The sequence below is a fragment of the Cupriavidus phytohabitans genome, assembly GCF_017815025.1.
Classification (GTDB): domain Bacteria; phylum Pseudomonadota; class Gammaproteobacteria; order Burkholderiales; family Burkholderiaceae; genus Cupriavidus.
The window spans coordinates 56,453-81,968 of the sequence record NZ_JAGIQB010000025.1 but is presented as its reverse complement, the minus strand read 5'-3'; the positions used below and the strand labels follow the sequence as shown (position 1 = coordinate 81,968).

General features: G+C 69.1%; 27 protein-coding genes. 13 read left to right on the top strand and 14 right to left on the bottom strand.

Annotated elements, in window-relative coordinates; translation table 11 throughout:
* Positions 1 to 177: 177 nt before the first annotated feature.
* The 3 genes from J8I34_RS18460 to J8I34_RS18450 form a co-directional block, all read right to left on the bottom strand.
* The gene (locus tag J8I34_RS18460) at positions 178 to 1,020 is read right to left on the bottom strand and encodes an alpha/beta fold hydrolase (protein WP_209775893.1); all 843 of its coding nucleotides are present in this window, start codon (positions 1,018 to 1,020) and stop codon (positions 178 to 180) included.
* Positions 1,021 to 1,123: 103 nt separating this feature from the next.
* A complete protein-coding gene (locus J8I34_RS18455; RefSeq protein ID WP_029047764.1) occupies positions 1,124 to 2,119 on the bottom strand; it encodes a DUF3108 domain-containing protein in 996 nt (331 codons plus the stop codon).
* A 58-nt stretch (positions 2,120 to 2,177) separates the two neighbouring features.
* A complete protein-coding gene (locus tag J8I34_RS18450) occupies positions 2,178 to 3,011 on the bottom strand; it encodes an IclR family transcriptional regulator (protein ID WP_029047765.1) in 834 nt (277 codons plus the stop codon).
* 196 nt (positions 3,012 to 3,207) lie between these two features.
* On the opposite strand from J8I34_RS18450, the gene J8I34_RS18445 reads away from it, so the two are divergent.
* The 7 genes from J8I34_RS18445 to rfaE2 all read left to right on the top strand — a co-directional run bounded on the left by J8I34_RS18445 (position 3,208) and on the right by rfaE2 (position 10,319).
* Positions 3,208 to 4,206 (top strand): Bug family tripartite tricarboxylate transporter substrate binding protein, encoded by a 999-nt coding sequence (locus tag J8I34_RS18445; RefSeq protein WP_371748098.1) that lies wholly within the window; start codon positions 3,208 to 3,210, stop codon positions 4,204 to 4,206.
* Positions 4,207 to 4,311: 105 nt separating this feature from the next.
* A complete protein-coding gene (locus J8I34_RS18440) occupies positions 4,312 to 5,292 on the top strand; it encodes a fumarylacetoacetate hydrolase family protein (RefSeq protein ID WP_209806656.1) in 981 nt (326 codons plus the stop codon).
* A gap of 132 nt (positions 5,293 to 5,424) precedes the next feature.
* Entirely contained in the window at positions 5,425 to 6,261 is an 837-nt protein-coding gene (locus J8I34_RS18435; protein WP_029047768.1) for an enoyl-CoA hydratase/isomerase family protein, read from the top strand.
* 63 nt (positions 6,262 to 6,324) lie between these two features.
* A complete protein-coding gene (locus J8I34_RS18430) occupies positions 6,325 to 7,233 on the top strand; it encodes a PhaM family polyhydroxyalkanoate granule multifunctional regulatory protein (protein ID WP_209806655.1) in 909 nt (302 codons plus the stop codon).
* A 45-nt stretch (positions 7,234 to 7,278) separates the two neighbouring features.
* Positions 7,279 to 8,574: a patatin-like phospholipase family protein gene (locus J8I34_RS18425; protein WP_209806654.1), complete on the top strand. Its 1,296-nt coding sequence runs from the start codon at positions 7,279 to 7,281 to the stop codon at positions 8,572 to 8,574.
* Between the two features lie 195 nt (positions 8,575 to 8,769).
* Positions 8,770 to 9,633 carry a ferritin family protein gene (locus J8I34_RS18420; protein WP_029047771.1) on the top strand — a complete coding sequence of 288 codons (864 nt, stop codon included), beginning with the start codon at positions 8,770 to 8,772 and terminating at the stop codon, positions 9,631 to 9,633.
* A gap of 191 nt (positions 9,634 to 9,824) precedes the next feature.
* Positions 9,825 to 10,319 carry a D-glycero-beta-D-manno-heptose 1-phosphate adenylyltransferase gene (gene rfaE2, locus J8I34_RS18415; RefSeq protein ID WP_029047772.1) on the top strand — a complete coding sequence of 165 codons (495 nt, stop codon included), beginning with the start codon at positions 9,825 to 9,827 and terminating at the stop codon, positions 10,317 to 10,319.
* A gap of 9 nt (positions 10,320 to 10,328) precedes the next feature.
* Here rfaE2 and J8I34_RS18410 read toward each other — a convergent pair whose 3' ends face one another.
* Genes J8I34_RS18410 through J8I34_RS18400 form a run of 3 tightly spaced genes read right to left on the bottom strand, consistent with a single transcriptional unit; the run spans position 10,329 to position 12,344 of the window.
* Positions 10,329 to 10,577, bottom strand: coding sequence for a hypothetical protein (locus tag J8I34_RS18410; RefSeq protein ID WP_209806653.1), 249 nt, complete (start codon positions 10,575 to 10,577; stop codon positions 10,329 to 10,331).
* Between the two features lie 49 nt (positions 10,578 to 10,626).
* The gene (locus J8I34_RS18405) at positions 10,627 to 11,466 is read right to left on the bottom strand and encodes a type III pantothenate kinase (RefSeq protein WP_209806652.1); all 840 of its coding nucleotides are present in this window, start codon (positions 11,464 to 11,466) and stop codon (positions 10,627 to 10,629) included.
* Positions 11,463 to 12,344 carry a biotin--[acetyl-CoA-carboxylase] ligase gene (locus J8I34_RS18400; RefSeq protein ID WP_029047774.1) on the bottom strand — a complete coding sequence of 294 codons (882 nt, stop codon included), beginning with the start codon at positions 12,342 to 12,344 and terminating at the stop codon, positions 11,463 to 11,465. Before J8I34_RS18400 ends, J8I34_RS18405 begins: the two co-directional genes overlap by 4 nt.
* A gap of 224 nt (positions 12,345 to 12,568) precedes the next feature.
* Here J8I34_RS18400 and J8I34_RS18395 point away from each other — a divergent pair, with 224 nt between their 5' ends.
* Genes J8I34_RS18395 through J8I34_RS18375 form a run of 5 tightly spaced genes read left to right on the top strand, consistent with a single transcriptional unit; the run spans position 12,569 to position 17,523 of the window.
* Positions 12,569 to 13,699, top strand: a complete 1,131-nt coding sequence (locus tag J8I34_RS18395; RefSeq protein WP_156914392.1) for an MlaE family ABC transporter permease — start codon at positions 12,569 to 12,571, stop codon at positions 13,697 to 13,699.
* Positions 13,696 to 14,538: an ABC transporter ATP-binding protein gene (locus tag J8I34_RS18390; RefSeq protein ID WP_029047776.1), complete on the top strand. Its 843-nt coding sequence runs from the start codon at positions 13,696 to 13,698 to the stop codon at positions 14,536 to 14,538. Before J8I34_RS18395 ends, J8I34_RS18390 begins: the two co-directional genes overlap by 4 nt.
* Positions 14,535 to 15,476: an MlaD family protein gene (locus J8I34_RS18385; RefSeq protein WP_035877830.1), complete on the top strand. Its 942-nt coding sequence runs from the start codon at positions 14,535 to 14,537 to the stop codon at positions 15,474 to 15,476. The genes J8I34_RS18390 and J8I34_RS18385 overlap by 4 nt, the downstream gene beginning before the upstream one ends.
* A gap of 20 nt (positions 15,477 to 15,496) precedes the next feature.
* Positions 15,497 to 16,180, top strand: a complete 684-nt coding sequence (locus J8I34_RS18380) for an ABC-type transport auxiliary lipoprotein family protein (RefSeq protein ID WP_029047778.1) — start codon at positions 15,497 to 15,499, stop codon at positions 16,178 to 16,180.
* Between the two features lie 20 nt (positions 16,181 to 16,200).
* Positions 16,201 to 17,523 (top strand): VanZ family protein, encoded by a 1,323-nt coding sequence (locus J8I34_RS18375; protein WP_029047779.1) that lies wholly within the window; start codon positions 16,201 to 16,203, stop codon positions 17,521 to 17,523.
* A 31-nt stretch (positions 17,524 to 17,554) separates the two neighbouring features.
* Here J8I34_RS18375 and pxpA read toward each other — a convergent pair whose 3' ends face one another.
* The 6 genes from pxpA to J8I34_RS18345 all read right to left on the bottom strand — a co-directional run bounded on the left by pxpA (position 17,555) and on the right by J8I34_RS18345 (position 22,489).
* Positions 17,555 to 18,295: a 5-oxoprolinase subunit PxpA gene (pxpA, locus tag J8I34_RS18370; protein WP_029047780.1), complete on the bottom strand. Its 741-nt coding sequence runs from the start codon at positions 18,293 to 18,295 to the stop codon at positions 17,555 to 17,557.
* Between the two features lie 72 nt (positions 18,296 to 18,367).
* Complete coding sequence (locus J8I34_RS18365; protein WP_209806651.1) at positions 18,368 to 19,387, bottom strand: 5-oxoprolinase subunit C family protein; 1,020 nt, start codon at positions 19,385 to 19,387, stop codon at positions 18,368 to 18,370.
* The gene (gene pxpB, locus J8I34_RS18360) at positions 19,384 to 20,034 is read right to left on the bottom strand and encodes a 5-oxoprolinase subunit PxpB (RefSeq protein WP_209775901.1); all 651 of its coding nucleotides are present in this window, start codon (positions 20,032 to 20,034) and stop codon (positions 19,384 to 19,386) included. Before pxpB ends, J8I34_RS18365 begins: the two co-directional genes overlap by 4 nt.
* A gap of 139 nt (positions 20,035 to 20,173) precedes the next feature.
* Entirely contained in the window at positions 20,174 to 21,178 is a 1,005-nt protein-coding gene (lipA, locus tag J8I34_RS18355; RefSeq protein ID WP_029047783.1) for a lipoyl synthase, read from the bottom strand.
* A gap of 40 nt (positions 21,179 to 21,218) precedes the next feature.
* Complete coding sequence (lipB, locus tag J8I34_RS18350) at positions 21,219 to 21,956, bottom strand: lipoyl(octanoyl) transferase LipB (RefSeq protein ID WP_209806650.1); 738 nt, start codon at positions 21,954 to 21,956, stop codon at positions 21,219 to 21,221.
* Positions 21,957 to 22,120: 164 nt separating this feature from the next.
* The gene (locus J8I34_RS18345) at positions 22,121 to 22,489 is read right to left on the bottom strand and encodes a DUF2917 domain-containing protein (protein WP_029047785.1); all 369 of its coding nucleotides are present in this window, start codon (positions 22,487 to 22,489) and stop codon (positions 22,121 to 22,123) included.
* A 249-nt stretch (positions 22,490 to 22,738) separates the two neighbouring features.
* Between J8I34_RS18345 and J8I34_RS18340 the strand changes: the two genes are divergently transcribed.
* A complete protein-coding gene (locus J8I34_RS18340) occupies positions 22,739 to 23,695 on the top strand; it encodes a transcriptional regulator GcvA (protein ID WP_209760293.1) in 957 nt (318 codons plus the stop codon).
* A gap of 1 nt (position 23,696) precedes the next feature.
* On the opposite strand, the gene J8I34_RS18335 is transcribed toward J8I34_RS18340, so the two are convergent.
* A complete protein-coding gene (locus J8I34_RS18335) occupies positions 23,697 to 24,809 on the bottom strand; it encodes a tyrosine recombinase XerC (protein ID WP_035877831.1) in 1,113 nt (370 codons plus the stop codon).
* A gap of 10 nt (positions 24,810 to 24,819) precedes the next feature.
* On the bottom strand, positions 24,820 to 25,500 hold the full coding sequence (locus tag J8I34_RS18330) for a DUF484 family protein (protein WP_029047788.1): 681 nt from the start codon (positions 25,498 to 25,500) through the stop codon (positions 24,820 to 24,822).
* Between the last annotated feature and the right edge of the window lie 16 nt (positions 25,501 to 25,516).

The window sequence follows — 25,516 nt, the reverse complement described above, 5'->3', positions numbered from 1 at the left end:
CCTCGTCGATGTTGCCGTGAGGGGGGCGCCGCGGCTTTACCTCCAAACTTGGGGTGACCTGCGCCAAATCAAGGAGTTAAGCAGGTCACTGCGTTGCCACGTCATTGCTGCCTACATAGGTTGGGCATCGTCCTTCGCTACAAGTTTCTTGAGCCTGGCGCATCAGTGTGTTGTCTGTCACGGAACGTCGCACTGGCCGCCGCACGCCGCATTGCCGAGGAACGCGTCCAGCGCCGCGTGGAAGCGTTCGGGCTGCTCCACATGCACCAGGTGCGCCGCCTGCGGCATCACTTCCAGCCGGGCGCCTCGGATGGCGGCCGCAATGCTCTGCGCCATCGCCACGGTCGCGCCCTGATCGTTCTCTCCTGCTACTACCAGCGTAGGACAATGGATGCGGGAAAGCGCGCCGGCGAGATCGAAAGCCATGATCGCCTCGGCAACGCCCACGTAGCCGCGCACCGGCGTGGCCACCAGCATGGCGTGGATACGCGCCACCACATCGGGATGCGCGGCGCGGAAGTCCGGCGTCAGCCAGCGCTCCAGCGTGGCGTCGGCCATGCCGGCCATGCCATGGGCCTCGGCTTGGCCAATGCGGTTGTGCCACATCGGGTGGGCTTCCATCGGGGTCTGGCTGTTGGTGGCGACCAGCGCCAGCGACAGCAGCCGCTCCGGATGGCGCAGCCCGAGCGTCTGCCCGATCATGCCGCCGACCGAAATACCACAGAAATGGGCCTGCGGGATTTCGAGCGAGTCCATCACCGCGATCACGTCGTCGGCCAGCCGCGTCATGGTGTAGGGCCCCAGCGGCGCCTCGCTGCCGCCATGTCCGCGCAGGTCGGGACGCACCACGCGATAGCGCGACGCCAGGTGGCTGGCGGTCTGGTCCCACAGCGCATGGCTGGCGGCCAGTGCATGGGCCAGGATCACCCACGGTCCGTCGGTGCCGTCGATGCGCACGTAAAGCTCGGCGCCGTCGGCATGGACGCGGTGCGTTTCGGCGGGTGGCGTGGCAACAGTCATGGCTAGGCTCCTGTCAGTAAGAATGCGCCGAAACTCGGCAACGTTGACCCGGGCGAGGCGCCTTTTTAACGATTGTTGACATTCGCCCGGCGGCGGTGCGTGGCTATTGCCCGCCGTTGCCGCGGTACACCAGTTCGATCTGGGTGCCGTCGGGCTCGGTCTGCCGCAGCCGCACCGGCATCCAGCCTAGCGATTGCGCAAGCCATAGCTCGACCCGGCGACGGTCATTGGCGCGGCGCGGCAGCCGCACAAAGTGCTTCGCACGTACCACGCCGTTGCCCGTGTCGAAATCCTCTTCTCCAACATACTGCACTTGCATCGGTTCCACATCACGCGTATCGGCAACCTGGAACGTTTCCGTCACACCGGGGGTGACATAGCGTTGCGGATTGCCACGCACCAGGCCGACCAGCTGCAGGAACACGCTGAAGCGATCCTGCGACCCGGGCGGGAACGGCGACTGCGCGCCGTTGCGCAGCGTGGCGGTGCCGGCGGCGGTATCAAAGCGCGATGACTCGGCCTTGTTGCGCCGGTGCTCTTCGTAGCGTTCCGGCAACAGTCCCTGCTCGGACATCGCACCGCTGCTCTGGAACGCGAAGCGGAACCACAGCACGCGCGTTTCCACCGCGAGGCGGTAGCGGCGGCCATCGTGCTCCCAGCGGATCAGGCCATCGGGGTTCTGCACGCCGTTGACGAAGCTGGCGTAGTGGTACGTGGCGGGCGGCGGCGCGCTGTAGACGACGCCGCCGACGCCGCCCTGCGGACCGCCGGAAGGCGCCGGCGCGGGCGCTGCAGGTGCTGCCGGCGCTGTCCCGGTGCCGCCCGGCCCGGTCGCCATCTCCACCGGGCCTTGCGGGCTGGTCGCCAAGGGCGGGGCCGGCGGTTCAGGCTCGGGCTGGGGAGCCGGGACCGGCGCCGCGGGCTTCGGACGCGGCTGTGGCGCGGGGCGCGGCCTGGGCGGGGCCGGTGGCTTGGGCGGCGGCAGCAGGACCGCCTCCAGCGTCGGTGTGTTGCTGACGTCGAGCGGGATCAGCGGCCCCGGCATGCGCAGGAATCCCACCACCGCCAGCACGTGCACCAGCACCACCAGCGCAACCACGATCACCCAGCGCCGGCGGCGCCAGACGGCGGCATCCGGGCCCGGGCGGGCACGAAGACTAGGGCTGGCCGGTTTCTCCGGCCGGTGGGGCGGCACCAAGGTAGCCGAGTTCCGATGAGAGCTGTTGGGCGATATCGCGTACGCGACGATCCATCGTACCGCCCCATTCTGCATCGAACAGGCTCTGCGCGCCCAGTACGATTAACCCCATGGCGAGGTGGCCGTTGGCATCGAACACCGGCATCGAGAACGCATTGATGCCGGGCAGCACACCGCCGCGCGTGCGTGCGGCGCCATGCTCGCGGACTTCGGCACAGATCGCGTCGTATTCGGCCAGCGACGCCGGCATGTCCGGCACGGCGCCGTTGCCGCGCGCGCCCAGCTCGCGCTCGATCAGCGGCAGGGTCTGCTTGCGCGGCAGGTAGGCGCCGTAGAGCCGGCCGGTGGCGGAGTTGAGCATCGGCATCACGTCGCCCAGGCGCAGGCTCACGGTCACGGGGTGGCTGGATTCCTCCCAGTGCACGATGGTGGGGCCATGGTTTCCCCACACGGCGATGCCGGCGGTCAGGTCCATCTCGTCGCGCAGCTGCGACAGGATCGGCCGCGCCTTCTTCACCGGATCGAGCCGGTTGAGGCCGGCCAGGCCCAGCTGCAGCGCGAACGCGCCCAGGTCGTAGCGGCCGCTGACCGGGTCCTGCGCCACCGCGCCCAGCCGCATGAAGCTGACCAGGTAGCGGTGTGCCTTGGCCGGGTTCATGCCCGCGGCGGCGGCGAGGTCGCGCAGCATCATCGCGCGCGGCGACGCCGCCAGAGCCTGGAGCAGCTTGAAGCCCACTTCGATGGACTGGATGCCGGAGCGCAGCTTGGCGTCGTCTTCTTCGTTTTCAGCAATGCGTGACATGGACCAGCGGCGGGGGAGATCGGCGCCCGGGGATCCGGGCAAGTTCGTAGGTAAATTTACTATAGCGAAATCGATTTACCAATTTTTAAGCCGTCGGTAGACTTCCTTCGCAACAGACCCGGCGGCGCACGTGTCGATGCCTGCCGAACCGGGCCCCTTTTTAACACGGAGACTACCGATGCGCCCCCTGCGTCCCTTCCTCGGGCGTCGTTATGCCCATCTCATGCTGGCCGCCATGGCTGCCGCCGGCGCCATTATCGCCGCCAGCGCACCCGCTCACGCCGAAGAATGGCCCACCCAGCCAATCCGCTGGGTCGTGCCCTACCCCGCCGGCGGCGGAACCGACGTGGTGGCGCGCACCGTGGCCCAGGCCATCACGCCCGGGTTGGGCAAGCAGGTGGTGATCGACAACCGGCCGGGCGCGGCCACCATCGTCGGCGCCGATGCCGTCGCCCATGCCAAGCCTGATGGCTACACCGTGCTGACCGCCGACACCGCCACGCTGGCGGCCAATCCGTCCCTTTACAAGAAGCTGCCGTACAACCCCGACAAGGACTTTGTCTATATCGGCCAGCTGGCGCGCTTCCCGCTGGTGCTGGTGGCCACCCCCAAATTCCCGGCACACACGCTGAAGGAAGCCATCGAGTACGCGCAAAAGAACCCCGGCAAGGTCAACTTCGCCTCGCCCGGCGCAGGCAGCCCGCACCACCTGGCCATGGAGCTGTTCATGGACCAGGCCAAGGTCAGGATGACGCACGTGCCCTACAAGGGCGCGGCGCCGGCGGTGCAGGACCTGCTGGCCGGCCAGGTCGACCTGATGTTCCTGGACCTGGCCTCGGGCCAGCAGAACGTGGGCGCCGGCAAGCTGCGCGCGCTGGGCGTGGCCACGCCCAAGCGGCTGGCCGTGTTGCCCGGTGTGCCGACCGTGGCCGAAGGCGGCGTGAGCAACTTCGAGGCCTACGCCTGGCAAGGCATGGTGGCGCCGGCGGGCACGCCCAAGGCGGTGGTCACGCGGCTGAACGCCGAGCTGGTCAAGGCGCTGAAGACGCCCGAGGTGCAGAAGAAGCTGGAAGGCGTCGGGGTCGAGGCGGTGTCGAGCACGCCCGAGGAATTCGCTGCCTACGCCCGCGCCGAAGGCGAGCGCTGGGGCAAGCTGATCAAGGCCAAGGGCATCACGGTCGACTGAGCGATGGCCACGGTAGACTAGCGGCCAAATCAGCACTGTCGTTCCCGCTCATACCCAAAGGGCACGTGGGCGGGAACGACAGGCAACCCTACCGCATCGCATCCCATGAAACTCGCAACCCTGAAGGACGGTTCGCGCGACGGCCAGCTGGCGGTCGTGTCGCGCGACCTGAAGCAAGCCCACTTCGCCACCGATATCGCCGGCAAGCTGCAGACCGTGCTGGACGACTGGAATTTCTACGCGCCGCAGCTGCAGGACCTTTACGACGCGCTCAACACCGGCCGCGCGCGCCATCCGTTCGCATTCAACCCCAAGGACTGCATGGCGCCGCTGCCGCGCGCCTACCAGTGGGCCGATGGCTCGGCCTACGTCAACCACGTCGAGCTGGTGCGCAAGGCGCGCGGCGCCGAAATGCCCCCCGAGTTCTGGACCGACCCGCTGATGTACCAGGGCGGATCGGACGACTTCCTCGGCCCGCAGGACGACATCGTGTGCGCCAGCGAAGCCTTCGGCATCGACTTCGAGGCCGAGGTCGCGGTCATCACCGGCGACGTGAGGATGGGCGCCACCCCCGAGCAGGCCGGCGAAGCCATCCGCCTGGTGCTGCTGGCCAACGACGTCTCGCTGCGCAACCTGATACCGGCGGAACTGGGCAAGGGCTTCGGCTTCTTCCAGAGCAAGCCGGCCACCGCCTTCTCGCCCGTCGCCGTCACGCCGGACGAACTGGGCGAGGCCTGGCGCGAGCGCAAGGTGCACCTGCCGATGACGGTGCACTGGAACAGCAAGAAGGTCGGCCAGCCCGACTGCGGCACCGACATGGTGTTCGACTTCGGCCAGCTGATCGCGCATATCTGCAAGACCCGCAACGTGCGCGCCGGCAGCATCGTCGGCTCGGGCACGATTTCCAATGTCGACCGCAAGAAGGGCTACTGCTGCATCGCCGAGAAGCGCATGCTGGAGACCATCGACGATGGCAAGCCGAGTACCGAATTCATGAAGTTCGGCGACGCGGTCAAGATCGAGATGTTCGACGCGCAGGGGCATTCGGTGTTCGGTGCAATCGACCAGCTGGTGGCCGCGCCCTGAACCGGCCGCACCTGTCGGCGAGCGTCCGCAGGTGATGGGCGGCCGGATGCGCATATAATTTACCGACCGATCGGTTGGTTAATCCACGATGCAACCGGCGCAGCTGCGCGCCACTCACCTGACAGGCTACCCATGACTGCCCCCAACGACGCGTCTTCCACCGAACTTTCCGAACGCTACGCGCGCTACCGCGCGCTGACGCTGCGCCGCCACGGCGCCATCCTCGAGATCATCATGGGCGCGGCGCAGTCGGCCAACCAGAAGCTGGCCACCGCCGACGCCAACATGCACCGCGAGCTGGCCGAGATCTGGCGCGATGTCTCCGCCGATCCCGACATCCGCGTGGCGCTGATCCGCGGCGAGGGCAAAGGCTTTTCCGCCGGCGGCGACCTGGCCCTGGTGGAAGACATGGCCAACGATTTCGAGACCCGCACGCGCGTGTGGCACGAAGCGCGCGACCTGGTCTACAACGTCATCAACTGCGACAAGCCGGTGGTCTCGGCGATGCACGGCCCGGCCGTCGGCGCCGGGCTGGTGGCGGGCTTGCTGGCGGATATCTCGATCGCGGCCAAGACCGCGCGCATCGTCGACGGCCACACCCGGCTGGGCGTGGCGGCGGGCGACCATGCCGCGATCGTGTGGCCGCTGCTGTGCGGAATGGCCAAGGCCAAGTACTATCTGATGCTGTGCGAGTCGGTCAGCGGCGAAGAGGCCGAGCGGATCGGCCTGGTCTCGCTGGCGGTGGAAGAGGACGAACTGGTGGCGCGCGCCTTCGAGGTTGCCAACCGGCTGGCGGCAGGGTCGCAGACGGCGATCCGCTGGACCAAGTACGCCCTCAACAACTGGCTGCGCATGGCCGGTCCCGCTTTCGATACCTCGCTGGCGCTCGAATTCATGGGCTTTGCCGGCCCCGACGTGCACGAAGGCATGGCGAGCCTGCGCCAGAAGCGGCCGCCACAATTCAGGTAACGACGACGCAGCCGCGCGGCCCGCATCCGGGCGCGGGCTGCGCCGCACACGGAGCACGCGACCATGTTCGGACAGATTCCCGATTTCACCAACAGCTTCGACTTCATGCGCCGGCTGTGGGGCGCCGGCGCCGGCATGCCCGGCAGCCTGATGCCCGGGCTGCAGGCGATGACGCCGCCGATGGACCTGGATGACCTCGACAAGCGCATCGCCGACCTGAAGGCGGTGGAGAGCTGGCTGCAGTTGAACACCAACCTGCTGCGCACCACGATCCAGGGCCTGGAGGTGCAGCGCGCCACGCTGGTGGCGCTGCAGACCTTCGGCAACGCGCTATCGCCCGACGCCATGCAGACGGCAATGGAAAACGTGGCGCGTGCCGCCACTGCGCCCAGCGCAGCGCCGCCGCAGCGCGCCGGCGCCGACACCGGTACCGGCAGCGCAGGGCTGCGCGAAGAAGCGCCCGCGGCGCAGGCTGCGCCCCGGCCCGGCGCCGAGCCCGAGCCGGCTCCCGAGCCCTCGGCCGAGGCAGCGCGAGATGCGTCCTCCGAGGCGGCGCCCGAGGCAGCACCCAACGCCGCGGTGTGGTGGGACCTGCTGCAGCATCAGTTCAGCCAGATTGCCAGCAGCGCCGCCGCGGCCAGCATCGCACCGTTCAACATGGGCGCCTTCGGCGCCGCTGGCACGCCGGCACAGCCAGGCGCCACGCCCGCCGCCAAAACCACGCCAGGCAAGGCCGCTGGCAACGGCAATGGCGCCAGGGCGAGTGCCACGGCAAAGAGCGGCGCCACGGGTGCGGCGAAATCCGGAGCCACGTCAGCGGCCAAGTCCGCCGCGAAATCGGCTGCAAAGTCCGCCGCGAAGTCCGCCGCGAAGTCCGCCGCGAAGAAGCCCGCGGCAAAGAAGCCCGCCGCCGGCAAGACGGCCAACGCCACGCCCAACGGCAACGATGCTGCCAAGGACGGCAACGAATGACAGATCGCCGCACCGCCTGATCTGTCGCTACGCCGCGCCCCCGCCATGCACCGCGATCCCCTGCCAGGACACCATCCAGCCCCGCACAACGGCCCTGGCGCCCCTGGCACCCCTAACGGTCCTAACGGCCCCAACCCCGCCGCCACCGCGCTGATCATGATGGGTGGCGGCGCGCGCGCCGCCTACCAGGCCGGCGTGCTGTGCGGGCTGGCGCGCATCGCCGCGCGCCACGGCAAGGCGCATGGCGGGCTGCCGTTCGGCATCATCGCCGGCACCTCGGCGGGTGCGATCAACGGTGCCGGGCTGGCCATCCACGCCGGCGACTTCCAGGCCGCCACGCAAAGCCTGGGCGCGCTGTGGCACGGCATCCATGCCGACGACGTCTACCGCACCGACGTGCTGCGCGTGGGCATATCGGGCGCGCGCTGGCTGTCGACGCTGGCGCTGGGCTGGGCCACGCAGCGCAGGGCGCCGCGGGCGCTGTTCGACAACACGCCGCTAGGCAGCATGCTGGGCGAGCTGTTCGATCCCGCGCGGGTGCAGGCCAGCCTGGACAGCGGCGCGCTGCAGGCGTTCGCGGTCACCTCGCTGTCCTACAGCACCGGCCGCCATGTCACCTTCTACCAGTCGCACCACCGCATCCATCCGTGGCACCGCAGCCAGCGCATCGCGGTGCCGGCGCCGATCACGGTCGACCACCTGCTGGCCTCCGCGTCGATACCGTTCCTGTTCCCGTCGGTTCCGCTCGAGATCGACGGCCATCACGAGTGGTTCGGCGACGGCACCATGCGGCAGATGTCGCCGCTGTCGCCGGCGATCCACCTGGGCGCGTCACGCATCCTGGCGATCGGCGCGGCCTCGCGCCAGCGCTCGGGCTGGTTCGACACCGTGCCCGCCGGCGGCTACCCGTCGCTGGCACAGGTGGGTGGGCAGGCGCTGGCCAGCATCTTCCTGGACGGGCTCAATGCCGACCTGGAGAGGCTGCTGCATATCAACCGGCTGCTGGCGCGCATGCCCGAGATCGCCGGCGACCGGGAAGGATGGCGCCCGGTGCAGGTGATGACGATCTCTCCCAGCGAACCGATCGAAGCGCTCGCCGCCGAGCACCAGAAGCAGCTGCCGCGCACCGTGCGCGCGCTGCTGGCGCCCTTGGGCGGTACCGAGGCGCGCGGCGCCGCCTTCGCCAGCTACCTGCTGTTCGAGCCCGAGTTCACGCGGGCGCTGATGGCGCTGGGCGAGCGCGACGCCGAAGCGCAGGCCGCCGAGCTCGCCGCGTTCCTGTACGGCGTAGTGCCGGGCACTGCACCCGCCGCAACGCCCGAGGACGCGCTCTCGCCCTGAGCGGCCTGAGCGCCCTTCCTCCAGGCGCCGCTGCTGGCACTTGGCCGGCGCGCCGAGCCGCTGATCGCCCGCAATATGCAGCGGGCTGCGCCAAGCCTCTGCAAAAGTCGTTGCAATTGCCCCCATCCGCCCTAAAAAAGGGGAAGAGAATAATTCGCATCTGGTAGAATCTCGCCGTAATTTCAAAGGCTTACCATGCTCTACCCCGAACTGTTCAAATCGTTGGAAGCGGTCCGCTGGCACATGGACAAGGACATCCCCTGGGATACCTTCGACGCCAGCCTGCTGACGGACGACCAGGCCAAGACCATCCGCATGAACGCGATCACGGAATGGTCGGCCCTGCCGGCGACCGAGATGTTCCTGCGCGACAACCGCCACGATTCCGACTTTTCGGCGTTCATGAGCATCTGGTTCTTCGAGGAGCAGAAGCACTCGCTGGTGTTGATGGAATACCTGCGCCGCTTCCGCCCGGACCTGGTGCCGACCGAGGAAGAGCTGCACGCAGTGCGCTTTGAATTCGACCCGGCGCCGCCGCTGGAAACGCTGATGCTGCATTTCTGCGGCGAGATCCGCCTGAACCACTGGTACCGCCGCGCCGCCGAATGGCACTCGGAACCGGTGATCAAGCATATCTACCGCACCCTGTCGCAGGACGAGGCCCGCCACGGCGGCGCCTACCTGCGCTACATGAAGAAATACCTGGCCCAGTTCGGCGACACCGCGCGCGCCGCGTTCGCCAAGATCGGCGTGCTGATGGCATCGGCGCGCCGCACCGAAAAGCCGCTGCACCCGACCAACCTGCACGTCAACAAGGCGCTGTTCCCCAACGACACCGTGCAGTCGCGCCTGCCCGACCCGGACTGGCTGGAGAAATGGCTGGACGAGCAGATCCGCTTCGACGAAGGCTGGGAGAAGAAGGTCATCGAACGGATCCTGCACAATATGTCGCTGCTGTTCGAGCGCACCTTTGAAAGCGTGCAGGACCTGAACCGCTACCGCAAGGAACTGAACGCCCGCCTGCCAGGCTCCGGCGGCGCCCAGCCGGCACAGGCCTGATCCGGCGGCTTGCTGCACCCCGATAAAAACCTCGCTGCGGCGAGGTTTTTTGTTGGCGCCCGCCGCCATCGGTGGTGGCACCGGCCGGGCGAGCAGCGCTGAACGGACGGCGAACCTCACCGGACGGGGTACCATTCGGGCAAGCGTGCCGGCACCGCCAGCGCCGGCCTCCACCATCCGATCCATGACCCATGTCCCTACCCGCCTTCGAATCCAAGCTGACTCCCGCCGACAACCCCGCCGAGCTGGCCGCGCGCATCGCCGCGCTGCCGCGCCCGCTGGTGTTCACCAACGGTGTCTTCGATATCCTGCACCGCGGCCATGCCACCTACCTGGCGCAGGCGCGCGCGCTGGGCGCCAGCCTGGTGGTCGGCGTCAACAGCGATGCCTCGGTCAAGATGCTGGGCAAGGGCGACGACCGCCCGCTCAACCATGAATCGGACCGCATGGCGCTGCTGGCCGCGCTGGCGTCGGTCGACCTGGTGGCGATGTTCCGCGAGCAGACGCCGGTCGAGCTGATCCGGCTGGTGCGCCCCGACATCTACGTCAAGGGCGGCGACTATGACATCGATAGGCTGGAAGAAACCCGGCTGGTGCGCAGCTGGGGCGGCCAGGCTTATGCCATCCCCTTCCTGCACGACCGCTCCACCACCAAGCTGCTGACCAAGGTCCGCCAGGCCGGCTGAGCCGCACCCTCAGCCCTGGCGCCGGACCACCGGCAAGGTGCCGCGCGGCGCGGCACCTGGTGCGGGCAAAGGTGCCGGCGGCAGCAACAGCAGGCGCTCGGAGCGCACCTGCTGCCCGAGCCGGTGCGGCTCGCGCGGCGTGCCGAACCAGCCCCCGAGCGGATTGGCGCCGAACAGGCCGGCGAGCGCGGCCACCAGCAAGGCGTTGGCGAGCAGCAGCAACAGCAGGGCGATGCGCAGGACGCGTGGGGCGGGCATTGGAACGGCTGCGGGAGCGTGCGGGATTCGGTGGTGAAGGCGATGGACACTAAGCCTCGGCCGACGCCATCGCATGCAGGCCGAGCAGCACCAGATTATCGTGCATCTCGAAGGGCACCGCGAGCGCGCCAGCCAGCGCGGTGCGTGCGCCGCCAGACAGCAGGCAGCGCGTCGGCCCGCGTTCGCCCAGCGCGCGCCAGGTGCGTTCGATCGCGCCCGCCTGCGCGGCCACGCAGCCGGCGGCGATGGCGTCGTGGGTGTTGTCCGCCCAGCGCAGGTGCGCGCCGGCCACGGTGCCGGCCCCCTCCACCTCCTCCACCCCCAGCACCGGCAGCTGCGCGGTATTGCGCGCCAGCGTGCCGAGCATCAGCGCCAGCCCGGGCAGGATCAGTCCGCCTTCGAAGCGCGCGCGGCCATCCGCGCCGACAGTAACGATATCCAGCGTGGTCGCGGTGCCAGCCGTCACCACCAGCAGCGTATCGTGCGGCAGCCAGCGGTGCGCGCCGATGGCGCCAACCCAGCGGTCAACACCCAGCTGCGTGGGCTCGCGATAGCCGTTGACCAGGTTGCCGTGCGCCGCGGTGCTGCGCACCCACTGCACCGATGCGCAGCCGCCGAAGGCGTCGGCCAGCGCGGCATCGACGGCGGCGGCAATCACTGGGCCGGCGACATTGGTGATCCAGACCGCCGGCATCGGGCCGCTGCCGCGCAGCGCGCGCAGGTCGGCGGCCAGGGTCTTCAGCGCATTGTCATCGGCATGCGCCACCGCGCCGCCGTGCTGCCACGGCGTGGGCAAACCCGCCCCGGCTGGCAGCGGCGCGCCGGCTTCGCACCACGCCCATTTCAGGCGCGTGTTGCCGATGTCGATCAGCAGCTGCGGCACGCTCATGCGCCATCCTCCTGCCCCGGCGCGGGGCGCAGCGACAGCTCGCCGCTGGCGACCCGTTCCAGCCCCGCCGGCGTTTCAAGCAGCAGCTGGCCGGCCTCGTCGACGCCGCGCGCCATGCCTTCGGCGATCACCTTGCCGTCGTGCAGCAGCCGCACCGGCTGGTCGCGGTAGGCATCGGCGGCGGACCAGCGTGGCGCCATCGGCCCGAAGCCATGGGCCAGGAACGCGGTACGCATCGATGCCAGCCGCTCCAGCACCGCGGCCAGCAGGCGCGCCGCGTCGCGGCTGGCGTCGAAGCCCGGAACGGCCTCGGCCACGCCGGCCAGCTCGCGGCCCAGCGCGGCTTCCATCTGCGCATCGCGCACCAGGTTCAGGCCGATGCCGATGACGGCCCAGATCCGGTTCTGCCCGGCGCGCACCGATTCGATCAGGATCCCGGCCAGCTTGCGGCCGTCGATCTGCAGGTCATTCGGCCATTTCAGGCGGACGCGGGCGCCCAGTCGCGCTTCGACATCGCCGAGCGCCTCGGCCAGCGCCAGCCCCACCGCCAGGCTCAGGCCGGTGAGTTGTGCCGGCGCCAGCGCGAGCGGCAGCGCCACCGAGAAGGTCATGCCCGCCTGTCCCTGCCACGGCCGTCCCAGGCGCCCGCGCCCGGCGGTCTGGCGGTAGGCCAGGCGCAGCCGGCCGGCATCCGACCAGGGTGCGTGGCGGCACGCGGCGGTCAGGTCGGCATTGGTCGAGCCGGTTTCTTCGACCAGTTCCAGCGTCCAGTCGCGCAGTGCCGGCGACAGCGCGGCACGCAGGGCGGCGGGGTCGATGCGCCAGGGAGCGGACGGGCCCGGTGCGGGCGTAAGAGAGGTGTCAGGGGCGTCTGGCATGGGAAGCTGCGCTGGTGGCAATCGGCGGTGCGAAGGTGGTGCGAAGGTGGTGCAAAGGTGGTGCAAGGGTGGTGCAAAGACTGGCAGGCATGGCGCCTGCCCGACTGCCGCATTGTAGCCGCGCCGCGCGCTTGCTCCGTGCCCGCCCCTGCCGTGCATGGCCGCGGTCGCGCCAGCCGGGCGGGTGGCTTAGAATCGGGACTCGGCCATCACATCGCTAGCCCTTGGAACGCCAGACGACGCCAGACTTCCATATCACGCGCGGGGACGGAACCGTCAGCGTAGCGCTGCGTGGCGACTGGACCGCGCTCGCGCTGGCCGGCTGCCACCAGGCGCGCCATCTGCGCGCGCAGTTGCACGACCTGGCGCAGGCGCCGGAGCATGCGCAATGGTCGCTGGCCGAGGTGCAGCGGCTGGACCATATCGGCGGACAGCTGCTGTGGCAGGCGTGGGACGGCAAGATGCCGCAGCAGATCGAGGCCAGCGAGGGCCAGCGCCGTGTGTTCGAGCGCATCGCGGCGGTGCAGGACGAAGGCTGGACGAAGCACATGGTGGACCGCTTCAACCCGGTTATGCTGCTTGGCACCAACGTGCTGTCGTTCGGCGTGCAGCTGGCCATCGGCATCACCATGCTCGGCCAGCTGGCGTTCGACCTGATGCGCTTCGCGCGCATGCCGCAGCGCGGCCCCTGGCGCGAGGTCTCGGCCAATATCTACAACGTCGGCTACAAGGCGCTCGGCATCACCGCGCTGGTCGGCTTCCTGATCGGCATCGTGCTGTCGTACCTGTCGGCGAACCAGCTGCGCATGTTCGGCGCCAGCACGTTCATCGTCAATATCCTCGGCATGGCGGTGATCCGCGAACTGGGGCCGGTGCTGGCGGCGATCCTGATCGCGGGCCGGTCCGGCTCGGCCATCACCGCGCAGATCGGCGTGATGCGCGTCACCGAGGAGCTCGATGCCATGCGCGTGATGGGGATCTCGCATGGCTTCCGGCTGATCATGCCGCGCGTGATTGCGCTGGCCGTCTCGATGCCGCTGCTGGTGGCGTGGACCGACGTGATGGCGCTGGCCGGCGGCATGGTGGCAGCACGCATGCAGCTCGGCATCAGCGCCGCGTTCTTCCTGCGCGAGCTGCCCGACGCGGTGCCGGTGGCCAACCTGTGGCTGGGGCTGGGCAAGGGCGTGGCGTTCGGCATCCTGATCGCGCTGACGGCATGCCACTTCGGGCTGCGCATCAAACCCAATACGCAAAGCCTGGGCGAAGGCACCACGGCATCGGTGGTGACCTCCATCACCATCGTGATCCTGGCCGACGCGGTGTTTGCCATCCTGTTCAAGGACGTTGGGATATGAGCGCGCCAACGGAACCGGCAGCATCACCCGCACCGGCGCAGCGTACCGCGGTGATCGAGGTGCGCGACCTGGTCAAGCGCTTCGGCAAGGCCGTGGTGCACGACCACGTCAACCTGGACGTGTGGCGCGGCGAGCTGCTGTCGATCGTGGGCGGCTCGGGCAGCGGCAAGACCGTGCTGCTGCGCCAGATCGTCGGGCTGGAGCGGCCGACCTCGGGCTGCATCAAGGTCTTCGGCGAAGACCCGGCCAAATTGCGCCCGGCGCAGCTGCAGGCGCTGCGCAACCGCTGGGGGCTGCAGTTCCAGCGCGGCGCGCTGTTCTCGGCGCTGTCGGTGATCGACAATATCGCGCTGCCGCTGCGCGAGCTGCGAGCGCTGCCGGACAACCTGATCTGCCGGGCGGCGCTGCTCAAGCTGCAGCTGGTGGGCCTGTCGGCGCGTGATGCGGACAAGATGCCGTCGGACCTGTCCGGCGGCATGATCAAGCGCGTGGCGCTGGCACGCGCGCTGTCGCTGGAGCCGGAACTGCTGTTCCTCGACGAGCCCACCGCCGGGCTGGACCCGATGGCTTCGGACGACTACGTCGCGCTGATCCGGGAACTTCGGCGCGAGCTGGGCCTCACGGTAGTGATGATCACGCACGACCTCGACACGCTGGTGGCGCTGTCCGACCGCGTCGCGGTGCTGGCCGACCACAAGGTCATCGCCGCCGCGCCGATCCCGGAAGTGGTAAAGGTGGACCACCCTTTCATCCGCGAATATTTCCTGGGCGAACGCGCCCAGCGCGCCTTGCAGGCGCTGCCGCAGACCGGGCAGCCGGCGCCCCCCGGAGAAGCATGATGGAAAACAAGTCATACGCGTTCCTTGCGGGCGTGTTCACCATCGGCCTGGCAGTGCTGGTACTGTTCGCGCTGTTCTGGTTCAGCAGCGACCATGCCGTGCGCGTGCCGTACGACCTGGTCACGCGATCCACAGTCAATGGGCTCGGGCCGCAGGCCGACGTCAAATACCGCGGGCTGGCGGTGGGCAAGGTGGACTCGATCAAGTTCGATCCGGAGGTGCCGGGCCAGATCATCGTGCGCATCAGCGTCAACCAGGACACGCCTATCACGCGCACCACCTACGCCACGCTGGGCTTCCAGGGCGTCACCGGCATCGCCTACGTGCAGCTGGACGACACGGCGGCGCATGCGGGCGCCGAAGCCTCGCCGCCGCTGACCACCTCGCCCAAGGCGGTGGCGCGGATCGCCATGCGCCCGGGCTTCTTCGAAGAACTGGAAAAGCGCGGGGATTCGCTGCTGACGCAGGCCGAGACGCTGATGGCCTCGCTCAACGACATGTTCCAGGCCGCCAACCGCAATGAACTGATGACCGCGATCCGTTCGGTGCGCAAGACCGCCGAGGACTACTCGAAGCTGGCGGATTCGCTGGTGCCGGCCGCCAACCGCCTGCCGCGCGTGGCCGAGAACCTCAACGCCACGCTGGAATCGACGCGGCGCCTGACGCAGGAGCTGGCCAGCCCCAACGGCACGGTGCTGCGCACGGTCGACAGCGTCGGGCGCGACCTGCAGGGCGCGGCGGCGTCGGTGCAGACCGCGGCTGGCACCTTCAGCCAGGAGACCCTGCCGCAGCTCAACGGGCTTGCGCGCGATGCGCGCCAGACCGCGCGCAGCTTCGAGCGTGCCGCCGGCCAGTTCAACGATAGCCCGACCAGCGTGCTGTTCGGCGCGCCGGCGCCCGCGCCAGGGCCGGGGGAGCCGGGTTTCAGCGCGCCCTGATGTAACGACGACCCATCGCCATGCCAGAGAACGACAACCGCCGAGACTTCGCCGTGATCCCTGCCACCGAGAATTCACGCCAGCACTGCGGCTCCCGCACCGCCGCCACGCTGCTGGCGCTGGCCGGCGCCGCACTGGTGCTGTCCGGCTGCGCGCTGTCGCGCGGCACGCCGACCGTCACGTATGACCTGGGGCCGTCCGCCGCGCTTGCCGGCACGGCGGGCAACGCTGCCGGCGCAGCGCCCGCGCCGCTGCCCAGGCTGCGCGTATCGCAGACCGACGGGCCCGACTGGCTCGAAGGCAATGCGCTCTACTACCGCCTGCTTTACGCGCAGGCGCAGCGGCTGCAACCCTATGCCACGCAGCGCTGGGTGATGTCGCCGACACGCCTGTTCGACGAGCGCCTGCGCGAGTCGGTGTCGGCGCGCGGCAGGCTGGCCTGGTCCGGCGACACCAGCGTGCCAGGGCTGAAGGTCGACCTGCTGGCCTTCGAACAGGTATTCGACAGCGCCACCACCAGCCAGGGCGTGGTGCGGCTGCGCGCCACCGTGTACCACCACGGCCAGCTCGGCCAGCAGACCTTCGAGGCGCGCCGGCCCGCACCCAGCGCCGACGGCGCCGGCGGGGTCAAGGCGCTGGCCGATGCCAGCGATGCCGCCATCGCCGCGCTGCTCGACTGGACCGCCACGCTACCGCTAAAGTAAGAGAGACAAGGAGATTTGCCATGGAGCCGGCTGCCCCGCCGCCCTCCGCACCGCCCCCGGCACCCGCCGCGCAGCCGATGACGCAAACGGCAGCGCATCCGGCAGCCCAACCGGCAGCCCAACCGGCGGCGGTAGTGATCGTGACCGAACCCTCCGGCCCGCAATATTCGCCGCTGGCCCGCGTGGGGCTGCTTTGCTTCACGCTGCTGGTGGTGTATGCCAGCCTCTACCCGTTCTCGGGCTGGGTCGACAACGGCATCTCGCCGTTCGCCTTCGTCACCGCGCCCAAGCCGCGCTATATCACCGACTTCGACCTGCTGACCAATGTCATCGGCTATGTCCCCTTCGGGGCGCTGGTTGTGCTGTCATTGCATCCGCGCATGTCGGGCGGGCGCGCGACGCTGGTGGCGCTGTGCGCCGGCGCGCTGCTGTCGGCCTGCATGGAAGCCTTCCAGACCTGGCTGCCGAACCGGATCTCGTCCAACATCGACCTGATCACCAATGCGCTGGGCGCGCTGCTGGGCGGCGCGATGGTGGCGCCGTTCGCGCATGCGCTGATCGACGACGGCCGGCTGACCCGGCTGCGCCACGCGTGGTTCGAGCCGCATGCCAGCTTTGCCATCATCCTGCTGATGCTGTGGCCGTTCGCGCAGATCTTCCCGCAGGAGCACCTGTTCGGCATGGGCGGCATCGTGCGCGAATGGCTGACCGATCCCGAATCCTGGCCGATGCAGGTGCTGCAGATGCTGTTCCCTCGGCTGGAGGCGTGGCAGGTCCACATCGGCCTGCGGCCCGAGGACATGCAAAGCCAGCAGCTGCTGGAATCGCTGGTGACCGCCAGCAGCTGGATCGGCACCGGCCTGTTCGCCTCGATCGCCATGCGCCGCAACGCGCCGATGCTGCGCATCCTGGCCGGCCTGCTGGCCGCCGCGCTGCTGATCAAGGCCGCCGCCGCAGAATTGCAGTTTCCCGCCGACAGCGCCTTCAACTGGCTGTCCGAAGGCGGCCGCTTCGCGCTGCTGACCAGCTCACTGGTGCTGGCGCTGCTGCTGTACCTGCCGCGCTGGCTACGCGCGGTGCTGGCGATGGTGGCGCTGTTCACGCTGGTGGTGCTGACCAACGTGCTGCCGTCGAATCCCTATGCATGGATTTCCGAGCAGGGCTGGCGCATGGGCCGCTTCATCCACTTCAACAGCCTGGCGCAATGGCTGGGGTGGCTCTGGCCGTTCCTGGCGTTCTGCTATGTGATCTGGCGCTTCGAGCAGGTCAGCCTGCGCCGCCACGCCATGAAGAAGGCCGCGGCGCGCCGCGAGTCGGCCGCGGCCGGTACGCAGGAGCCGTGACAGCGTGACTGCGTGACTGCGGGCGCCGCCGTTAGTTGCCCGCGCGGATGGCGATGCCCTCGGCTGTGAGCCGGTCCCGGATGCGGCGCGCAAAGGCCAGCGCATGGGCACCATCGCCGTGCAGGCAGACGGTCTCGGCCTGGATCGGCACCCAGGTGCCGTCGATGGCGCGCACGCGTTTTTCGCGCACCATGGTCAGCGTCTGGTTCAGCGCGACTTCCTCGTCCTCGTGCAGCGCGCCGGGCGTGCCGCGCCTGACCAGCGTGCCATCGGGGTTGTAGCCGCGGTCGGCAAACACCTCCTGCTTGACGCGCAGTCCGGCCTCCCTGGCGATGTCGATCATCTGGCTGCCGGCCAGGCCGAAGAACACCAGGTCGGCATCGAAGTCCCGCACCGCGCGCACGATGGCGCGGGCCAGCGCGGGATCGCGCACGGCCTGGTTGTACAGCGCGCCGTGCGGCTTGACATGGTGCAGTTCGCCGCCCTGCGCGCGCACGATCGCCTCAAGCGCGCCGATCTGGTACAGCATGTCGGCGTAGACGTCCTCGGGGTCGCGCTGCATCTCGGTCCGGCCGAAATTCTCGCGGTCCGGATAGCTCGGGTGCGCGCCGATGGCAACCCCATGCTGCAGCGCCCACTTCACCGTCTGCACCATGGTGGCGGCGTCGCCCGCGTGCCAGCCGCACGCTACGTTGGCGGAACTGATCAGCGCCAGCAGCGCCTCGTCGTTGCCGCAGCCTTCGCCGAGGTCGGCGTTCAGGTCGATTTCCATTGCCATTCTCCCGGGCGGTGCGGCGAGAAGCCGCGGTACCGCCTTCTGTCGATGGGTTCAGGCGCTCCCGGCTCAGGCCGCCGCGCGGCTCAGCGTGCGCCGGCGCGCGGCGATGGCCATGCCGTCGCCCTGCCATTGCAGCGCCTGGTCGATCTGGCGCAGGTAGCGGTCCAGCTCCGCCTGAGCGGCGGCGGCTTGCGCCAGCGTCACCGGCACGAAGCGCACTGCCGCGCCCAGCGGCACCTGCGCCAGCCGCCACATGTCGGCGCCGATCACCACGCCGATCTTGGGATAGCCGCCGGTGGTCTGCGCATCGGCCATCAGCACGATCGGCTGCCCCGCCGGCGGCACCTGCATCACGCCGGGCACCACGCCGTGCGAAAGCAGGTCGGCGCTGCGCTCGGCGCGGCGCGCCAGCGCAGGGCCATTCAGACGCAGGCCCATGCGGTTGCTGTTGGGCGTGACGACCCAGTCGGCCTGCCACAGCGCCTGCTGCGATTCCGCCTCGAAGTCCTCATACTCCGGCCCCGGCAGCATGCTCACCGGCGTGGCCTTGCCGGCGGCGTCGGCCGGCAAGGCCCACGCGGGCGCCTGGACACCGATCCAGTCGCCATCGGCCGGCAGCCCCGCGCGTCCCACCGGCAGCCGGTCGCCCTCCTGCAGCGCACGGCCGTCGAGCCCGCCAAAGGCGGCTTTCAGGTCGGTACTGCGCGAGCCCATCACCGGCTCGACGGCGATGCCGCCGGCCACGCACAGGTAGGCATGCGTACCGCCGCGCGCCGGCGGCAGCACCAGGACTTTGCCCGCGTGCGCGTCGAAGGCATGCCAGGACCATACCGGCGTGCCGTCCAGCGTGGCGCCGCACTCGGCTCCGGCCAGCGCGACGCGCATGTCCGAATGGAAGCGCACTGCGGCGCGGCCCAGCGTGAATTCAATGACGGCGCACTCGGGCGAATTGCCCAGCAGCCGGTTGCCGACCGCCACGGCCAGCCTATCCATCGCCCCGCAACTGCCCACGCCGAAACGGCGAAAGCCGGTACGGCCCAGGTCCTGCACCGAGGCGAGCGCGCCAGGTCGGATGATTTCGATCACGCGATGATTTCCTCGGCGACAAAACGCACCGTATCGCCGGGCGCCAACAGGGACGGCGGATCGCGATCCGCGACGAAGAGTTCGATATCGGTGTGGCCGATCAGCTGCCAGCCGCCCGGCAGCACCGCCGGATAGATGCCGGTCTGCTCGCCGCCGATGCCGACCGACCCGGCCGGCACCGCCAGCCGCGGCTCGCGCCTGCGCGGCGTGGCCAGTTCGGGCACCAGCCCGCCCAGGTAGGCAAAGCCGGGCTGGAAACCCAGGAAATAGACCACGTACTCGCCGGCGGCATGGCGGCGCGCCACTTCACGCGGCGACAGCCCGGTATGCGCGGCCACATCGGCCAGGTCCGGCCCATGCCCGCCGCCGTAGCGCACCGGGATCTCCACCACCTTGCCGGTGGTGTTGCGCGCCTCGCCCGAGGCCCAGGCCTGCTTCAGGCTGCGCTCCAGCGCTTCGACATCGGCGCTGCCGTCGAAGATCACCGTCAGGTTGTTCATGCCCGGCACCACGTCGACCACCCCGCGCCATGCTTCCGCCCGGGCTGCCATCGCCCAGATGCGGCGCTGGACCTCTAGCGATGCGGGGGGCGCCACGCTGTAGAGCAGCGCTTGTTCGGCGAGGCGGTGGATTGTGCAAGGGCTCATGGGATTCCTGGTAGCGCACTTTTTACCAGTGTAGGCTGGCAGCCGGGGGAATGCGATGCGGAAAACAGGCCTGCGCAAAGCAAAACGGCCGGGGTGAATCCCGGCCGTTCTAAAACGCATTTCTTCAACCCGATGCGAATCAGGCAAACCCCGCCTGATGCGCCTGCTGGTCTGCGTGGTACGAGCTGCGCACCATCGCGCCCACGGCAGCGTGGGTGAAGCCCATCTTGTAAGCCTCTTCCTCGAACATCTTGAACGTGTCCGGATGCACGTAGCGCAGCACCGGCAGGTGATGGTTCGACGGCGCCAGGTACTGGCCGATGGTCAGCATGTCGATGTCATGCGCGCGCATGTCGCGCATGACTTCCAGGATTTCCTCGTCGGTCTCGCCCAGGCCGACCATCAGGCCGGACTTGGTCGGCACGTCGGGGTTGCGGCGCTTGAATTCCTGCAGCAGCTTGAGCGAGTGCGCGTAGTCCGCGCCCGGTCGGGCCTGCTTGTACAGGCGCGGCACGGTTTCCATGTTGTGGTTCATCACGTCAGGCGGGCAGGCCTGCAGGATGTCCAGCGCCTTGTCCAGGCGGCCGCGGAAGTCGGGCACCAGCACTTCGATGCGGGTGTCGGGCGACAGCTCGCGCGTCTGCGAGATGCAGTCGACATAGTGCTGGGCACCGCCGTCGCGCAGGTCGTCGCGGTCGACGCTGGTGATCACCACGTAGTTCAGCTTGAGCTGGGAGATGGTGCGTGCCAGGTTGCCGGGCTCATTTACGTCCAGCGGATCCGGGCGGCCATGGCCGACGTCGCAGAACGGGCAGCGGCGCGTGCACTTGTCGCCCATGATCATGAAGGTCGCCGTGCCCTTGCCGAAGCATTCGCCGATATTGGGGCAGCTGGCTTCCTCGCACACCGTCACCAGGTTGTTGGCGCGCAGGATGTCCTTGATCTCGTAGAAACGCGAATTGCCGGTGGCGGCCTTCACGCGGATCCAGTCCGGCTTCTTGAGCTTTTCGGCCGGCACGATCTTGATGGGGATGCGTGCGGTCTTGTCGGCCGACTTCTGCTTGCGGGTCGGGTCGTACGCCTCCGCGGGGGACTGCGGGGCTTCGCTGGAAGATGCGATCGGGGCGATCAGGGCGTCGCTCATACATTTCTCCGCACGCGCTCAGCGTGCATTTCGCTTTTGACTAGGAGGCCAGGGCCGGGTCGGCATTCACGTCGGCGGCTTCTGCCGCCAGCACGCGGGATTCGTGCGCTGCCAGCACTTCGCACAATGCAGCCGCCAGGCGCTGTGCGATGTCGGGTTGTCGTGCCGCGGTCACGGGCAACGGCGCGCCATCGGCATCCGCCACCGGGCAGGTGGCGCCCGCGGTAGCCATGTCGACCGTTTCCAGTCCGGCATAGCCGCAGGGATTGATGCGCAGGAACGGCGACAGGTCCATCTGCACGTTGAGGCTGACGCCATGGTAGCTGCAGCCGTTGCGGATCTTGAGGCCGAGCGCGGCAATCTTGGCGCCCTGGTGCGGCCCGCCGGACAGGTAGATGCCGGGGGCGCCGGGCTTGCGTTCGGCTGCGAGATTATACGCCGCGAGCGTGTCCAGCACTGCCTGCTCGATGGCGTGGACCAGCTCGCGCACCATCAGGTGGCGGCGGCGCAAATCGAGCAACAGGTAAGCCACCACCTGGCCCGGACCGTGATAAGTGATCTGGCCGCCACGATCGATTTGCACCACGGGGATGTTGTCATCAGGCGACAGCAGGTGTGCGGGATCGCCCGCCTGGCCCAGCGTGTAGACCGGCGGATGCTCGACCAGCCAGATCTGGTCGGGCGTCTCTGGCGTGCGTGCGGCGGTGAAGGCGCGCATCGCGTCGAAGCACGGCTGATAGTCCTCGCGGCCGCGTTCGATGATCTGAATCGGATGCATGGCGAGAGTGTAACGAAAAGGGCCGGCTTGCGCCGGCCCTGCCCTGTCACTGTCAGCCTTGCGGTGCCGGGAAATCGTCGGCCGCGCCACGCGACCAGGCCAGGCGCAAGTGCGCGCGGCGCCGGTGTGACGCGGACGATACCCCGTCCGCTTCCGTGTCGGCTTCAGGATGCGGCAGCCTGGTCCTGGTTAGGCGTCCATTCCGTGCCTCGAACCAGCCGGCGCAGGCTGCGGTACACCAGGTGCGGCACATCGGCCAGCGCCAGCGCCGGACGGCGTGCCTCGGCGATCAGCGCCAGGCGTACCGGTTCCTGCGCGCGCGGGTCGATGCTGACCACCACCTCGTCGCCGGAGCGGAGCAACAGGCTGCCGCCACAACGCAGCCAGTAGTCCTCCGAATCGCCTTCGCGCGTCAGCCATACGTCCATGCCATTGGCTTTCTCGACATGCAGGCGCTGGGCGGCGTGTACCGACAGGGCGGTGACTTCGCCAGGATTCAGGGTGAACACGGTCGTTGTGAGCACGGTTTTCATGGAGGTTCTCCGTTCAGCCGGCCGGGGGGCACTTGCGCCACACTGTCGCTTATGGGCAACGAATCCACGGAAACTGGCCCGGCAAGGGGACCGGGCCAGTTAAATCTTAGGGAATTCGCCGTTAAGTGAATCGCTACAGCGGGGGCCGGTGAAGGAATATTAGTGATTGCCCGGACACTATCAAAACGATATATTTTCTTTGTTCTTGTTAGTCAAACTCACATACACCCGACTTCACCGGAGGCAGCCATGGCCTGGAAGAGTGCCTGGGAAAAGGACCTGCCGCGCGGCTGGCACCGCGAATTGCCGCGCCTGCCGGCACTGACCGCCCTGCGCGCGTTCGAGGCGGCGGCGCGCCATGAGAGTTTTTCGCGCGCGGCGACGGAGTTGTTCGTCACCCACGGCGCGGTCAGCCACCAGATCCGCGCGCTGGAAGACGAGCTCGGCCTGCCGCTTTTCGAGCGCCACGGCAAGCGCGTGGCGCTGACCCCGGCGGGCCGCGTCTACGCCGAGCGCGTGCGCGACGCACTGCTGCAGATCGCCGATGCCACGCGCGTACTGCAGGCCGGCAACCGCGACAAGCGCCTGACTATCAGCACCATGCCCTCGTTCGCCGCGCGCTGGCTCACACCGCGCATCGGAAGCTTTATCGAGCGCCATCCGGAGCTGGATGTCGAGCTGCTGTCGTCGAACACGCTGGTCAACTTTGCCCATGAGGAAGTCGATATCGCGCTGCGCATGGGCAGCGGCGACTATCCCGGCCTGTACGTGGAAAAGCTGCTCGACGACGTCTTCTTCCCGATGTGCAGCCCCGGCTTCAATGGCGGCCGGCTGCCGCAGAAGCCGGAGGAGATGGCCGGCCTGCCGCTGCTGCGCGGCGAGGGCGATCCGTGGAAGCCATGGTTCGAGGCCGCCGGGCTGGACTGGCCCGAGCCGCGCAAGGGCCTGCTGATGGAAGATTCGTCGCTGCTGCTGCAGGCCGCGTCGGAGGGCCAGGGGATCGCGCTGATCCGCTCGTCGCTGGCCTACAACGACCTGCTGGCGGGGCGCGTGGTGCGGCTGTTCGATGTCAGCATCCCGTGCCCGTGGCTGCTGTACTTCGTCTGTGCGCCGGGCTCGCTGAACCTGCCCAAGGTACAGGCCTTCCGCAGCTGGCTGATGCCGGAGATCGAGCGCTTCCGCGAGGTGCTGGCGCAGTGGGAGTGATCTAGTCGCCGGCTTCGGCTTCGTCGTCGGCGGCGTCCACCTCGTCCGGCGGTGGCGGCGCCGAGCGCCGTCCCGCGCGCGGGTGCGCCTTATCGTAGACCTGCGCCAGGTGCTGGAAATCCAGCGCCGTATAGATCTGCGTGGTCGAGATGCTGGCATGCCCCAGCATCTCCTGCACCGCGCGCAGGTCGCCCGACGACTGCAGCACGTGCGTGGCGAACGAATGCCGCAGCATATGCGGATGCACGTCGGCCGGCACGCCAGCGCCCAGCGCGTGCTGCTTGAGCCGCAGCTGCACCGTGCGCATCGACAGCCGCCGCCCGCGCGGCCCCAGGAACAGCGCATGCGCGTCTTCGGGCGCCGCGCCGGGGCGCAACAGCGTGTCGCGCACGGCGATCCAGGCGTGCAGCGCCTCGATGGCCTTGCTGCCGACCGGCACCGTGCGCCGGCGTGCGCCCTTGCCGGTCACCGTCACCTCGGCGCCAGCCAGGTCGAGCCAGCCGCTGGACTGGTAGCCGTCGACGCTGGCATAGCGCAGGTCCAGCTGCACCAGTTCCGACAGCCGCAGGCCGCTGGAATAGAACAGTTCATGCACCGCATGGTCGCGCAAGGCCTGTGCATCGGTGCCGCCGGCGTGGGCAACCAGCGCCACCGCATGCTCGACCGACAGCGCCTTGGGCAGCGCATGGCCGGATCTCGGCGCGCGCACGCCATCGACCGGATTGACCGCGACGCCATGGCCATGGCGCGCCGCCCACTGGTAGAAGCCGCGCCACGCCGACAGCGTGCGGGCGATGCTGGTGCCGGCCAGCCCGCTGCCATGCAGCCGGGCGGCAAAGTTGCGGATATGGTGGGTCTGCAGTGCCAGCAACGCGACGCCGGGCGCGTAGCGCGCGGCATGCGCCTGCAGCACGCGCAGGTCGCGGCTATAGCTGGCAAGGGTATGGTCGGCCAGCTTGCGGCTGCCGCGCAGCCAGTCGAGATAGCGCGCGACCAGCGGATCGACCAGCGGATCGACCCGCGCATCGGACGTTGCATCGGCCGACGGAGACGCGCCGTCATCCGCCGGCGCCGGCGCGGGAGCGGGCTGGCGCGGCGGCCGGCGTGCGCTCACGGCATCGGCCTCAGTCGCGCAGGCGGTTCAGCGCGGCGCCGGCGACTTCGCCGATCTGCGCCAGGTAGGCGGTGCCCATGCCTTCATGGAAGCGGCGCGGGTCCGGCGATCCCAGCACCAGCAGGCCGAACGCGGCGCCCTGCATGTCAGCACCGGCATCGGCCGCGCGCATGGGCACGCGCAGCGCCACCATCGCCAGCGAGACGATATCGTCGCGCTCCAGCAGCGCCGCCGCCTCGAAGCCGCCGTTGGCGCCGCAGTACGGCGCGCGCAGGCCGTCGGCAAACAGGCGCAGGTCCTCGCTGGCGCCCTGCGCGACTTCCATATGGGCGTACTGTTCGGCCACGTTCCACAGCCTGAGCGCCACGGCCGGCACGTCGAACACCTGCTGCAGGCCGTCCTGCACGGCGTACGGCAGCGCGTGCGAATCGGCCTCGGCCAGCAGCCGCAGCTGCCAGTCGTGCAGGCGCTGCTGGGTGCGGTCGTTCTCGTGGCCATGGCGCACCAGGTCGGCCAGGCGCAGCTCCAGGCCCTTGTTCTTCTCGCGCAGGATTTCCATCTGGCGTTCCTGCAGCGACACGGCGCGGTGGCTGTGCGGGCTGGTCAGCTGCACCGCGGCCAGCAGCTCGGCGTGCTCTTCGAAGAATTCGGGATGGCTCTGCAGGTAGGCGGCAACGTCTTGGGCGTTCATGAGGCTTGGACCGGTA